At 46.9% G+C, this 13469-nt stretch carries 10 protein-coding genes; 8 read left to right on the top strand and 2 right to left on the bottom strand.

Annotation, left to right across the window (positions count from 1 at the left end):
- Positions 1-100: 100 nt before the first annotated feature.
- On the bottom strand, positions 101-1024 hold the full coding sequence (locus tag NIES208_RS05035) for a tetratricopeptide repeat protein (protein ID WP_075890504.1): 924 nt from the start codon (positions 1022-1024) through the stop codon (positions 101-103).
- A gap of 295 nt (positions 1025-1319) precedes the next feature.
- On the opposite strand from NIES208_RS05035, the gene NIES208_RS05030 reads away from it, so the two are divergent.
- From NIES208_RS05030 to NIES208_RS05020, 3 genes are all read left to right on the top strand, one after another.
- A complete protein-coding gene (locus NIES208_RS05030) occupies positions 1320-2114 on the top strand; it encodes a hypothetical protein (RefSeq protein WP_075890502.1) in 795 nt (264 codons plus the stop codon).
- A gap of 386 nt (positions 2115-2500) precedes the next feature.
- Complete coding sequence (locus NIES208_RS05025) at positions 2501-2968, top strand: hypothetical protein (RefSeq protein WP_075890500.1); 468 nt, start codon at positions 2501-2503, stop codon at positions 2966-2968.
- Between the two features lie 347 nt (positions 2969-3315).
- Entirely contained in the window at positions 3316-4017 is a 702-nt protein-coding gene (locus NIES208_RS05020) for a hypothetical protein (RefSeq protein ID WP_075890362.1), read from the top strand.
- A gap of 150 nt (positions 4018-4167) precedes the next feature.
- Here NIES208_RS05020 and clpB read toward each other — a convergent pair whose 3' ends face one another.
- On the bottom strand, positions 4168-7344 hold the full coding sequence (gene clpB / locus NIES208_RS05015) for an ATP-dependent chaperone ClpB (protein WP_075890360.1): 3177 nt from the start codon (positions 7342-7344) through the stop codon (positions 4168-4170).
- A gap of 199 nt (positions 7345-7543) precedes the next feature.
- Between clpB and speD the strand changes: the two genes are divergently transcribed.
- From speD to recA, 5 genes are all read left to right on the top strand, one after another.
- Positions 7544-7933 carry an adenosylmethionine decarboxylase gene (gene speD / locus NIES208_RS05010; protein ID WP_075890358.1) on the top strand — a complete coding sequence of 130 codons (390 nt, stop codon included), beginning with the start codon at positions 7544-7546 and terminating at the stop codon, positions 7931-7933.
- Between the two features lie 139 nt (positions 7934-8072).
- The gene (locus tag NIES208_RS05005) at positions 8073-8303 is read left to right on the top strand and encodes a hypothetical protein (RefSeq protein WP_075890498.1); all 231 of its coding nucleotides are present in this window, start codon (positions 8073-8075) and stop codon (positions 8301-8303) included.
- Positions 8304-8649: 346 nt separating this feature from the next.
- On the top strand, positions 8650-10350 hold the full coding sequence (locus NIES208_RS05000) for a sensor histidine kinase (RefSeq protein ID WP_084176538.1): 1701 nt from the start codon (positions 8650-8652) through the stop codon (positions 10348-10350).
- A 78-nt stretch (positions 10351-10428) separates the two neighbouring features.
- Positions 10429-12096: a bifunctional 3,4-dihydroxy-2-butanone-4-phosphate synthase/GTP cyclohydrolase II gene (ribBA, locus tag NIES208_RS04995; RefSeq protein WP_075890354.1), complete on the top strand. Its 1668-nt coding sequence runs from the start codon at positions 10429-10431 to the stop codon at positions 12094-12096.
- A 160-nt stretch (positions 12097-12256) separates the two neighbouring features.
- Positions 12257-13381 (top strand): recombinase RecA, encoded by a 1125-nt coding sequence (recA, locus tag NIES208_RS04990; protein ID WP_084176537.1) that lies wholly within the window; start codon positions 12257-12259, stop codon positions 13379-13381.
- Positions 13382-13469 lie beyond the last annotated feature (88 nt).

The raw sequence follows: 13469 nt of genomic DNA, 5'->3' as shown, positions 1-13469 counted from the left end.
CGCGTCGTACTTCCGAGCATGCTTAAGCAAAACTCACGTTACCTAAGGTGGCAGTTCCAGCTATTGGGTACAGTCGAGAAAAGTCGGTAGAGAGTCGGTTCTATTCGGTTGTGGCAGAGGTAGAAGTATTGACTTCTGGAGTAGGCTTTGCCGTGGTGTTTTCCATATTTTCAATGACTTCTAGTTCTGTTTGATCAAAGACTGCCATTTCTTTAATTTGATCGCGATATTTTGCAGGGGCTAATGTAATTGCTGTGGTGAAGAGGGGTTTTGCCTGAGCGTCTTTGCCCTGATCCTTTAAGACCATCGCCTTGGCTAAAACGGGACGAAAATCGGTGCGATTAATGGCTGCTGCTTGTTCGTAAATGGCGATCGCCTCAGTGGTGCGTTCTTGATCCACATAGATTTGACCGAGCATCAGCTGAATGGAGGTAACCTTTTCGGGGTCAATTTCGATGGTTTGATCTTCTTGGGGCTTGCCCATATCCTTGAGGGTCTGTTGCAGTAAACCGATGGCACCTTCAGGGCGATTTTGCTCAAGCATCAAATCCACCATGCCTTGTAAAGCTTTGACATTAGTCGGATCTAATAAAAGAATCTTTTTAAACTCTGCTGCTGCCCCTTCGTAGTCCTTCGCCCTTTGCTTCACCTGACCGAGCAAAATGGCATAGTCTTCGTTGCCTTGATTAAGCTGTGCCAACTGATCTAAGGGAGCAACCGCGCCGCTAATATCACCTAACTGCAAACGAGTATCAAGTAAACCACGCAATGCTTTTTCGTTATTCGGTTCTTTCTGAAGCCACACTTCATAGCTCTGGGCTTCTTTTTCTAAAACGGCGATCGCCGGATCCTCTACCGTTTCGTTAAGTTGCGCTTCTGTCGCCGCCGCAATACGTTTTTCCATCACCCACTGATCAAATCTGGGCAGGAAGAACAAGACCCCTGCCATCAGGAGCAATAAACCTGAAACGCCGTAGACCCAAGGGTGGGGACGGTAATACTTTTCGACGACTTTGCTTGTCATGGCTGGGCAATAATGTAAAGGACAACGGGGGCGTAGATAGCGAAAACTTAGCAGAAAATCCAATAACTTGGGAAAATTCTATCTAAATTTTGCTGATTTATCATCTCTGTCACTGCATTGAGTACAATAGGCAGGCGCTGGAAGGTCTTTACCCTTGGATTCCCTGAGTTCTAAAGGTTTACCCCTATCCTATCGCTCATTAGGGCGATCGCCCCCGCCGCTGTCTACAGTAAAACGATCTAGACAGCCATTTTTGTTGTTAGCCCTTACTTGTTGAGAAACTTTGGATAAGCCCGTGTCTGAATCTACCCATCTACCTGCATCGAGTTCCCCCACCAAACCCGTACTCGCTTCAGATGAGCCGAAACAGCGTAACCATCCCATTCCGCCTGCTAGCCACCCCCGTCAATATCGTGCGATCGGCATTGTGCGCGGCAAATATACGCCCGACGAAGCCGAGCAGCTCAGTAAAGGCAACATTAAAACAACTGACGGTGATATCGAAGCCGTTCTTCTCGGACGTGTGATCAGCCTCGTTAAAAATCACATCGACCTAGAGCAAGAACATGTTTGGGTTGTTTATCCTCGCACTCGCCAAGATGACAATCATCTCCATCTCCAAATTTTGGGTGTGTGGGAACCAGAAAATCTCGATGACGAAGTTGACCCCGAAACTGATGAGGATGTCCCTAGTAGCGAAGAAGTGGAAGATGGCTATTTTTCTATTCGTGGCCAAGTGATTTTCTACGACGCAGAGTCTAAAAAAGTAATTGTCAAAATCCGTCAGTCGCCAAAAAAAGAAGGGGAAAAGCCCAAGTTCTTTAAGGTTCAGCTCCATGGTGCGCTGCCGGAACGTCCAGTCAATCATTTTTATGATTTAACGGCCAAGCTCATTGATAATGTGCTGAATATCCAGACCTGCGAAGATATTGGTTTAATTCGCAATAATCGTAAAAAATCCGGTGGTCGTCGCTTTAACAATAAGTTTAAAGGGAAGCCCCAAATTCCAGGACAAGGTGACGGTAAAGCGTCTGGTTCAACCGCCCGCGCTCGTCCTGTCCCCCGTCCTAAGCCAAAAACTGAGGACTAGATTTGCAAAGTTAAGTCCTGAGGCCTTCACTAACAACTCCTGACCTCCCAGCAATAACAAATTGTTGGGAGATTTTTTTATGGATTGGCTTTGTCGAAATCGGGCGATCGCCTTTTGATCATCGTCATTGTCAGCAGAATTAGTCGGGATTGAACAGGTTAAATCGAGGCAGGATAAGGCTTTAAAGTCCATTAGATGTCTTAACTTTAATGGCCTTGAGCATATTTTATTTATTTGGCAAGGATGGGACTCTTTACACAATATTCAAAGTTCGAAAAAAAGTCTCAAAAAAAATTCACAATTTATATATTTCCCCGCCAAAATCAGGATGACAATGGGAAAGTATTTTGTTTGTGATTGTGTCTGTTTTTTCTGGGTGGATCAACATGTTTAAAAAAATTTGGGTGAGTCTTTCTACCATGGCGATCGCCACCACATCGATGTGGATATCGATACCTATATGGGCTCAAGTCCAACCCGGGGGAAATTCATATCAAGATTTGATTCAGGTTTTAGACTGTCCTGATGACCTTTCCTCCTATGGCGACTATTACGATTCTGGTTATTGGTTGGGTGGGGATTTGTGTGGCAAATATGGCGTTGCAGGATATCGGGTATACTCCTATCCGCATTGGTATATTTGGGCCAATAAAATTCCCCCGTCAGCTTCTGCCTATGGAGATTATGGTGGTTTACTCCAAATCCTATATTGTCCACAGGATTTACCGGAGTATGGCTACTACCATGACTATGGCTATGGGGATAGTCGCCGATGGTGTAACACCTTTGCGACTGAAGGATATTGGGTATATTCCTACCCCGACTGGTATATCTGGTCTTTTTCCAACAAATAGATACTGCTAAAGAATCAATTCATCTTTAGAAATGGGGGAGACGCGCAGATAGGGCGATAGGGAGAAATTTGCTTTTTACTAAATGCCCACCTAGGCCTTCTCGATATTCATGGCCTCAGGCCATCTCCCTCCCCTTCGCGGTGTCACCATTGCAGGTTCTAGTTTTGTTGTCTGAATGTTAGGGGTTTATTTTGACTGACGGCGATCGCCCCTTTCCTGTGGTAGGGATAGTACCTTACATAACTTTAAAAGTCTCGAAATCCGTAAATCCCTTCGCCATAATTGAAGCATGGGTAGTGGAGTGCCGTGCTCGTAACGGTCCCAAATTTTTGTGGTGGAAATGAATCATGTTTAAAACAATTTCGACTAAGCTTTCTGTTGCGGCGATCGCCACAGTAACAGCCTTTACATCTGTCATGCCTGCCGTCGCCTCCCCCTCTGTTAACGGACGTTACTCAGAGTTGATCCAGAAAATGAACTGTCCCCAAGCTCGTGATGAGTATGGCAGCTACAACCATTACGGGTATTGGGAAGGAAACGACTATATCTGTGGCGATCAATATGCCGAAGAAGGCTATTGGGTTTATGAATATCCCTACTGGTATGTCTGGAATAATGACAACCAAGCTCAGAGTGCCCGTGCATCAGTCAACGGACGCTATGAAGATTTAGTACAAACTATTTATTGTCCTCGCGCAGAAGCTGAGTACGGCAGTTTCAATAACTATGGCTACTGGGAAGGAGGAGACTATATCTGCGGCGATCAGTATGCCGAAGAAGGCTATTGGGTTTATGATTTTCCAACCTGGTATGTTTGGCGCTATGACAATAGAACCGACGATGCCGCCATTGACAATCTCGCGACGGTGAATGGTAAATATACTGAGCTAGCTCAAGTTCTTACCTGCTATGAAGATGGTGATACCTATGGCGAGTACTATGACTATGGTTACTGGAGTGGCGGTAGCTGGTGTGGCGAGTATGGCGCTGAAGGTTATTGGGTATATGTTTATCCCGATTGGTACATTTGGGAACGTGAAGTCAGATAAGTAAATGACTCACTCGTTTTCCTGTCCAGCGAGCAAGAATAATAATCGACAATATGCAGCCATGATGGGGCTTATAGTCGTGGTCGGCAAGATTAGTGGGGGTTGTAACATGTTTAAACCCCCATATTACTCCGTGGAGATTTTGCTAAATTAAATCCACTCTTCTTCGGGATCAACTCCCGCTAAAGCTGGTTCAGAGTCTTCTGGCGTTATGTCTTGATCATGAGTCTCACCGTCAGTACTAATGTCGCGATCGCCGGACTCTGGCAATTCATTGTCAACCGAAACTGGTGTTGCTTCAAATTCATCTAGATCCTCATCAAGCCAGTTACTTGTTTCTGGGACTTCCTCGTCTTCTGTCGGGGCGATCGCCTCCATTGTTGCCCCAGAGTCATTCGTTGCCATGGCAGATGTTGTCTCACCTAGATCAGTCACCGACTCTGTTGCTACTTCAATCACAGGCTCAGATTCCGATGACACCTCAGATCTGTCGTCGTCGGTAAGCTCTGCTACCGAGATAATCTCCGGCTCCTGCGGTGCAACATCCTCCGGTAGATCTGTTTCTGACATGGTTTCTGCAACAACAGTAGTAAGAACTCCTACCTCTGAACTGTTATCGATCTTTAGAGTCTCCTGTGGCTCAACCACCTCAACAGGAGAGTTGGTGTCAGTGAGTTTTTCCGCCTTTGTGAAAATGAGCACCTCATCAACGCAGTCTGCAATGATGCGATCGCCATCCGCAAAATCAGCCTCCAAAATTTTTGTAGAAATGGGGTTTTCTAGCTCCCGCTGAATAGCACGCTTTAGAGGCCTTGCCCCAAAGGTTGGCTCATAACCAGCTTCAACCACATGATCGAGAGCCGCATCGGTCAGCTCTAAGGAAATCTTTTGCTCTGCCAGTAACTTCTCAATGCGCTTAATTTGGAGCTTAACAATTTCTTTTAGCTCATCTCGTTTGAGAGTATGGAAAATAATCAGCTCATCAATCCGATTTAAAAACTCAGGCCGGAAACGCTTGCGCAACGAACCCTTTACCTTCTGCTGCATCTGGTCGTATTTCGTGTCGTCTCCCGAAAGATTTAGGATAAATTCACTACCGATATTACTGGTCATCACAATGATCGTATTGCGGAAATCCACCGTGCGACCTTGGGAATCGGTGATGCGACCATCATCGAGCACCTGCAACAAAATATTGAAAACATCCTTATGGGCTTTTTCCACCTCATCCAGTAATACCACCGAATAAGGACGACGACGCACCGCTTCAGATAACTGCCCCCCTTCTTCATAGCCCACATATCCCGGAGGCGCACCAATTAACCGGGAAACGGCATGCTTCTCCATATATTCCGACATGTCGATGCGCACCATGGCATCTTCGCTGTCAAAGAGAAAAGCCGCCAATGCCCGTGCCAACTCTGTTTTACCGACACCCGTTGGCCCCATAAACATAAAAGAACCAATGGGACGACTGGGATCTTTCATGCCAGCCCTTGCCCGACGAATTGCCGCCGCAACCGCTTCAACGGCTTCCTGTTGACCGATTACACGTTTGTGGAGGTGGCCTTCTAGTTGGAGTAGTTTTTGTCGCTCAGATTCCATTAATCGATTGACTGGAATGCCTGTCCACCGTGCCACAATTTCTGCAATATCAGATTCGGTGACTTGCTCTCGTAACATAGCATCACCCGCCGCCTGAATCGCCAATAGCTTTTCTTCTTTGGCGGTCATCTCTTCCTGCAACCCTTCAAGGCGACCGTACTTGAGTTGAGCCGCTTTGTTGAGGTCATAGGCTCGTTCTGCCTGTTCGATTTGGAGGCGGAGTTGCTCCTCTTCTTCCTTTAGCTCATTAATTTCGTCAATCAAATTTTTCTCGGCAAGCCATTGGGAAGAGAGGTCTTTTTGCTGCACTTCCAGTTCCCCAATTTCTTCGTCAATGCGCTCTAGTCGTTCTTTTGAGGCTAGATAGGCCGGAGAATTTGCGCCAAGTTGTTCTTCGCCTTTAAGGGATAATTGCTCCATTTGCAACTGCATTAGACGACGGTCAATGATTTCTAGTTCAACGGGCTTGGAGGTGATTTCCATTTTGAGCTTGGCCGCAGCTTCATCGACGAGATCGATCGCCTTATCTGGGAGAAAGCGATCAGTAATATAGCGGTTTGATAGGGTCGCCGCGGCAACTAATGCGGAGTCGGTAATATTCACACCGTGGTGACGCTCATAGCGTTCCTTTAAGCCCCGTAAAATTGAAATGGTGTCTTCGGCGGTGGGCTGTTTGACGAGAACTTGCTGGAAACGTCGTTCTAGGGCTGGGTCTTTTTCAATATTTTTGCGGAATTCGTCGAGGGTTGTCGCGCCAATACACCGTAGTTCTCCCCGCGCCAACATTGGTTTGAGTAAGTTGCCGGCATCCATGGTGCCATTGCCGCCACCTGCACCGACAACGGTATGGACTTCGTCGATAAAAAGAATAATTTGGCCATCAGAATGGGTGACTTCTTTGAGGACAGAGCGTAAACGGGCTTCAAATTCACCGCGATATTTTGCTCCGGCAATCAATGACCCCATATCAAGGGACATCAGTTGGCGGTCTTTCAGGGATTCGGGTACGTCGCCATTAACGATGCGTTGGGCTAATCCTTCGGCGATCGCCGTCTTGCCGACACCCGGCTCACCGATTAAAACAGGATTATTTTTTGAGCGGCGGGATAACACCTGAATGACCCGGCGAATTTCATCATCTCGCCCAATGACTGGATCAAGTTTGCCATCTCTGGCTTGCTCCGTTAAGTCACGACCAAATTTATTCAGAGCGCTGCGTCTGCCATCGTCGCGGCTATCGCTTGCAAAGTCTGTCTCTTCCCCCTCTGGCGTAACTTGGGGTGTGCGTACCTCTTTGATTTTTGCCTCTAGATCTTGAGGATCGAGATTAAACCCCCGTAGTACACGTCGTCCAAAGCGGTCATCCTCCGCAAAGCCCACTAACAAATGTTCGACGGCGATGAGCTGATCCTGCCAACTGACACGACAAGCTTCAGAACGATCTAACAAGGTATCAAGCTGTTGCCCAAGGTAAAGTTGGTCGCCACGCAATAATTTCGGCTGTTGCTTGGTGAAGCGCTCTGCTTGTTGCTGTAACCGTACCGGGTCAATGGTGGTTTGCTGTAAAAGACCTGCAGCGGTACCATCCTCTTGCTCCAGTAGAGAAAGCAGTAAATGTTCTACCTCTAGATTTTGGTTTCTGTAGCGACGGGCGACCTCTTGTGACTTGACGATCGCATCCCAAGCTTGTTCGGTAAATTTACTGGGGTCAGTGGGCTGCATCAGGTGCTAAGACTTTAAAGTGGTGAGTGACATTTTTTATCAGCACAGTATAACAAGTCGTTGGGTGTTCCTGATGGATGTGCTTGTCTGCCAATCTGAAAATATTGCGGCTAAACTGGGGGCGGGTAGTCCTAGGGGTTATTGTCGATCTCTATGCTATTCATTTGTTCATCCATTTTGGAGTGTAAGGATAAAGAGAATGAAAAAATTGGGAACACACCTTGTGGTGGACGGCTGGGGCTCTCCTGCTGATTTGTTAAATGATCCAGAAGGCATCCGTCAAGCAATGATCGCGGCGATCGCCGCCGGCGAAGCAACCCTTATCGATTTGTGCGTACATCAATTTAGTCCCCACGGTGTGACAGCGACTGCCACCTTAGCTGAATCCCATATCGCCATTCATACTTGGCCTGAACATGGCTATTTCGCCGCCGATTTATTTTTTTGTGGTGCGGGCAAGCCTGTTAAAGCGATGGAATTTTTACAACAGGCGCTCCAGGCGACAGACTGTAAGATGACTGAATTTGAGCGGGGTTTCCCCACTGCCCATCTTGCTGCCTCTGCACCGGCGATCGCCCAAGCGAGTTGATCAACAGAAAAAAAGGGCGATCGCTGCCCTTAACCTGCGTTAACAAATATTGATACAGAAACAGTCTCCCCTAGACATTTCCGAGCAACTGCGGGAACGTAGTTTGTTAAAATATCACTTAACCCGTTCCCCACAACCTATGGAAAATAACTCCATCGACACACAAAAAAATACTGAGAAAACAGAGGTTGCCATCCAGCTTGATCCGGACGTTTTAGAGCAAATTAAACATTTAACTAACGATCCCAGTAAAGTGATTGAAACAGCCGTCAAACAGTGGTTACGGGGCGAAAGAGTCCGTGATGACGAACTAACGCGTCGATTACGTCGCAATCCTCCCGTTCCCCCGAAAGGTGAGTGGAACGACTAGGCTCGGCAATTTGTGTCATCGCTGATCGCAAGCAATCCTCGTGATCAAAATTCCATAGCCATGTCAATACTTGTCTCCGAAAAATAAAATAGTGAATGAAGTCCTGTTTTGGTTTAAATCTAATGTCGAGCCAAAGCAAATTTATTTTGTTAAGTTGGTGCTTGATATCGAGGAAAAAACCATGATGGTGTGCACAACTACTATGAGTCATTGTTCCCAGTAAATATTGATCGAATACCGAATGATTGATTGTCTGTAAATTCCTCGAGCCTTTGTGAGCGTTCACCGATTAGGATGAGTAAATGGGACTTGGCAGTATCTTATAAATTCTCTAGGTACAGAAAGAATGAAGGCGACCACTTCAAATCTTGCTTCTGGTAACGAACTCCATTTGCAGTATTGGCAGGCACTAGGTGCTGAACTGATTTGGCTTCAGGATAAGCAGGGCATTTGTACTGGTTTCTTTTGGCGGGATGCTACGAATTTTGGGTTAGATAGTCAGGAAATTGTCGGCGCACCGATTTTGGATTGGTTTCAAACTGAGCAGCAGGAAAAACTTAAACAGGTGACTGACCGTGTTTTTGAGCGCAATTTGCCAGAGCAGGTCACTTGTTTATTTGAGGTTGGCGATCGCCCTTTGCCTGTAGAGATTAATCTCACGCCGATTTTTCAGCCCAATGGTGGTGTCCAACAACTCATTGCGATCGCCCACCAACTCCCCACGAGTGATAGCTCCCTAACCCAACAACCGAGCCTGCCCCGCCAACCGGATCCTTATCAAAAAGTACTGACCAGTATTGCCCGAAAAATTCGTAGCACGCTGGATCTGATTGCCATTCGCCAAGAAGCCGTTACCGGTTTAGGGAAAGCCCTTAATGTCAGCCGTTGTTTATTGTTGTCCTATGACGAAGAGTCCCATTCCTTTCAGGTGGCCGCTGAATATCGTCATAGTGATGTGATTTCTGTTTTAGGGGTGCAGTGGCGATCGCCGGATAGCCCTTTGCTAGAGCACGCGGTACAAAGTCGTGAAGCCATTGATGTTGACTATCTGACAGACGCTTTAGGTGATAGTCAGTCCGCCTTTGTTGTGCCAACGCTATACCAAAATAAAGTTAATGGTTTTATTTGTTTGCAGCAATGTGACAATCTGCGCCTCTGGAGTGAAGGAGAAAAGGAACTCACCCAAGAACTGGCGGAACAGCTAGGCACGGCGATCGCCCATGCAACCCTTTACCACGAACTAGAACAAGCCAACCAAGCCGCCACCGAAGCCTCTCGCCTAAAAAGTGATTTCCTTGCCAGTACAACCCACGAATTACGGACACCCCTAAACGGCATTATCGGCTTTTTAAAGTTGATTTTGGACGACATGGCCGATGACCGCGAAGAAGAACTAGAATTTGTCGGCGAGGCCTACAAAAGTGCGATTCACTTACTCAATCTAATCAACGATATTTTAGATATTGCCAAAATTGAAGCAGGCAAAATTGAAATTGATTTAGATGCCGTTAGCCTATCTGAAGTCCTGAAAAACGTAGATAACTTTGCTCGTCCCCAGGCACAAAATAAAAATCTTGAGTGGAATATTGTGGTGCCGAATACCTACGACGACATTATCCTTTATTCCAACGAGCAACGAACCTTCCAGATTTTGCTCAATCTTGTGGGGAATGCCATGAAATTCACCCACGAAGGTGGGGTGACCGTCAGCGTAGAGTTGGTGTTGAGGGATGTTCACCGTAACGGTCGCAATTTCCCCGGCATGGTCAAAATCAAAGTCGAAGATACAGGCATTGGGGTTGCCCTCGATAAGCAGGATAAATTATTTCAAAGTTTCTCCCAGGTCACTGGGGGGCATACCCGTAAATATTCTGGCACTGGCCTAGGGCTAGCCATTTCAAAAAAATTAGTCGAGGCGATCGGTGGCAAAGTCTCCTTCTATAGTATGGGCGAAAATCTGGGCTCTACAGTCACTTTTTCGATGCCCCTGAACCAAAAACCCCTCCTAAAAAATGATCCCACCGACGATCCCCAGGTGATTGTTTAGGCTACATCAGATCCACCAAACCGTTACAATAAAGACAGAATTTGAAAGAAAAATTACGTTTGGTAGACCTAGAAATTAGTGGACATTGTTTGGCAGTTTGATTCGATTGAAGCGGCGTTAGACGATATTAAAGCAGGGCGTGCTGTCGTTGTTGTAGATGATGAAAATCGTGAAAATGAAGGGGATTTAATTTGCGCGGCTCAGTTTGCCACCCCTGACATGATTAACTTTATGGCGGTGGAGGCGAGGGGGTTGATTTGTCTCGCGATGACGGGCGATCGCCTCGACACTTTAGATTTACCATTAATGGTGAGCAAAAATACCGACAGTAACCAAACAGCCTTTACAGTCAGTATTGATGCCAACCCCCGTTTAGGAGTGACCACTGGTATCTCCGCAGAAGACCGCGCTCGCACCATTCAGGTCGCCATTCATCCAGATTCTCAACCCGAAGATCTAAGTCGTCCCGGTCATATTTTTCCGCTGCGGGCAAGGAAAGGTGGCGTGCTAAAACGAGCTGGCCATACAGAAGCCGCCGTTGATTTATCCCGTTTAGCGGGTCTCCATCCGTCGGGGGTGATCTGCGAAATTCAAAATGATGATGGGTCGATGGCACGGTTGCCGGAGCTAGTGTCCTACGCGCAAAAGTTTGATCTCAAAATTATTAGCATTGCCGATCTGATTTCCTATCGCCTCAAAAATGATCGTTTTGTTCACCGGGAAACCATCACAAAGCTCCCCACGGAGTTTGGGCAATTTAATATTTATGCCTATCGCAATACCCTCGACGATACGGAACATGTGGCGATCGTTAAAGGTGACCCGAAGGATTTTGAAGACAAGCCTGTGATGGTGCGGGTGCATTCAGAATGCTTGACAGGTGATGCCCTCGGTTCATTACGTTGTGATTGTCGGATGCAGCTCATTGCTGCCCTCAAAATGATTGAAAATGCGGGGCAGGGTGTGGTAGTTTATCTGCGCCAGGAAGGTCGCGGCATTGGTTTGGTGAATAAACTGAAGGCCTATTCCTTACAAGATATCGGTTTGGATACGGTGGAGGCCAATGAGCGTCTCGGTTTTCCGGCGGATTTGCGGGACTACGGGATGGGCGCACAGATGCTGAATGACCTTGGTGTCCATGCCATTCGTTTGATTACCAATAACCCTCGTAAAATTGCGGGTCTTAAAGGGTATGGTCTAGAAGTTATTGACCGTGTGCCGTTGTTGATCGAAAGTAATGATTTTAATAATCGTTATCTGACGACTAAGGCACAAAAGTTAGGGCATATGTTGCTGCAAACCCACCTCGCGACGATCGCCTTGCGTTGGCAAGGACAGGAAGATGTCGAGCAGCGCTATGAATATCTAGAAAAATTGCGGGTGATGGCGCAAACGGAACATCTTTTAGTGCGCGAAGAAGCCCGTCCAGTTGCTAATGCTGTTTTTTCGGGTTCGCCCCTAATCGTTCACTTCGGTTTTGATCAGCTAAAATTGGCGGCGGCAGATTGGTTTACGGATCACAATCATCCCTATCTTCAGGCGATCGCCAACATCGTAGAAAAGCTGGCCGGATGGTCAGATCTGACCCAACTAGAACTAATGCTGGCCACAGGCGGTGACGATCCGATGGCCGGCTTACAAATTAAACTTGACCGGGAATTTTTACCCTGGGAAAAACTGTCCCAGTTTATGGCCAATACAGAGCTAAAATCCCAGGCAATTTACCATTTCCAGCGAGAGCCCTAGGGGATATTTGCTGACGATGAAAAAAATCCGTTTAAGATGGAGACTCATTAGTGAGCTAACTTAATACTCTTTTGTTTGGGGCTACAGTAAAATAAGTACTGTTGATCTAACAACCCCGTACAATACCCAGTCCACGAATCGACACTAACCGAGGTAGCGAATGGCAGCTATTACCACAAACCCCGATAAGGAAAAAGCTTTAAATCTTGTTTTAAATCAAATTGAGCGCAACTTTGGTAAAGGGGCGATTATGCGTCTCGGTGATGCGGCGCGAATGCGGGTGGAAACCATTCCCAGTGGCGCTCTCACTTTGGACTTGGCAATGGGTGGCGGTTTCCCGAAAGGTAGAATTGTCGAGATTTATGGCCCAGAAAGTTCTGGTAAAACCACTGTCGCCCTCCATGCGATCGCCGAAGTGCAAAAAGCAGGCGGTGTTGCAGCCTTTGTAGACGCAGAGCATGCCCTAGATCCGACCTATGCCGCAGCCCTTGGCGTTGATATCGGCAATCTCCTCGTTGCCCAGCCCGATAATGGTGAATCAGCCCTAGAGATTACAGACCAGTTAGTCCGTTCAGCGGCGGTTGATTTGATTGTGATTGACTCCGTTGCCGCCCTCGTTCCCCGCGCTGAAATTGAAGGGGAAATGGGTGATGTGCAGGTGGGTTTACAGGCACGTCTCATGAGTAAAGCTCTCCGGAAAATTGCCGGAAATATGGGTCGTTCTGGCTGTACTGTGGTTTTTCTCAACCAGCTGCGGCAAAAAATTGGCATTAGTTACGGTAGCCCGGAAGTGACCACTGGCGGTACAGCGCTGAAGTTTTATGCTTCAGTTCGTCTCGATATTCGCCGTATTCAGACCTTGAAAAAAGGTGCTCAAGGGGAATTTGGCATTCGCGCGAAGGTAAAAGTCGCCAAAAATAAAGTTGCGCCCCCATTCCGCATTGCTGAATTTGACATCATTTTTGGGAAGGGGATTTCCAGTGTGGGCTGTATGCTCGATCTTGCGGAACAAACGGGCATCGTAAATCGTAAAGGGGCATGGTATAGCTATGAAGGCGAAAATATTGCCCAAGGCCGTGACAATGCGGTGAAATATTTCGAGGATAATCCTGAGATTACGAGTGTTGTGCACAAAAAAGTCCAGGAAAATCTAGATCTCAGTTCTATGGGTTTTGCAGAAGATGCTGGGGATACGACGAAAGCTGAGGTGAAAGTTGAAGCCAGTAGCAATGGTGATGGTAAAGCGACAGCGGAAAAGGACGATAAAGATAAAAAGAAAAAATAAGGTCTGAGGTTAGCTCACCAAGGCTATTTTTGAACCATTTCGACTTCACTGATAAACGATTAGTGCGTCTTGATATCTCATGGTGCTG

Origin of the sequence: [Limnothrix rosea] IAM M-220, from assembly GCF_001904615.1 — a bacterium.
In the GTDB taxonomy this organism is placed as follows: Bacteria; Cyanobacteriota; Cyanobacteriia; order Cyanobacteriales; family MRBY01; genus MRBY01.
This window is presented reverse-complemented; position numbering and strand designations above follow the sequence as displayed.

Coding starts and splice junctions, on each gene's coding strand:
- NIES208_RS05020 (WP_075890362.1), top strand. CDS start 3,316: ATGTTTAAAACAATTTCGACTAAGCTTTCTGTTGCGGCGATCGCCACA.
- NIES208_RS05000 (WP_084176538.1), top strand. CDS start 8,650: ATGAAGGCGACCACTTCAAATCTTGCTTCTGGTAACGAACTCCATTTG.
- recA (WP_084176537.1), top strand. CDS start 12,257: ATGGCAGCTATTACCACAAACCCCGATAAGGAAAAAGCTTTAAATCTT.
- NIES208_RS05025 (WP_075890500.1), top strand. CDS start 2,501: ATGTTTAAAAAAATTTGGGTGAGTCTTTCTACCATGGCGATCGCCACC.
- speD (WP_075890358.1), top strand. CDS start 7,544: ATGAAAAAATTGGGAACACACCTTGTGGTGGACGGCTGGGGCTCTCCT.
- NIES208_RS05005 (WP_075890498.1), top strand. CDS start 8,073: ATGGAAAATAACTCCATCGACACACAAAAAAATACTGAGAAAACAGAG.
- NIES208_RS05035 (WP_075890504.1), bottom strand. CDS start 1,024: ATGACAAGCAAAGTCGTCGAAAAGTATTACCGTCCCCACCCTTGGGTC.
- clpB (WP_075890360.1), bottom strand. CDS start 7,344: ATGCAGCCCACTGACCCCAGTAAATTTACCGAACAAGCTTGGGATGCG.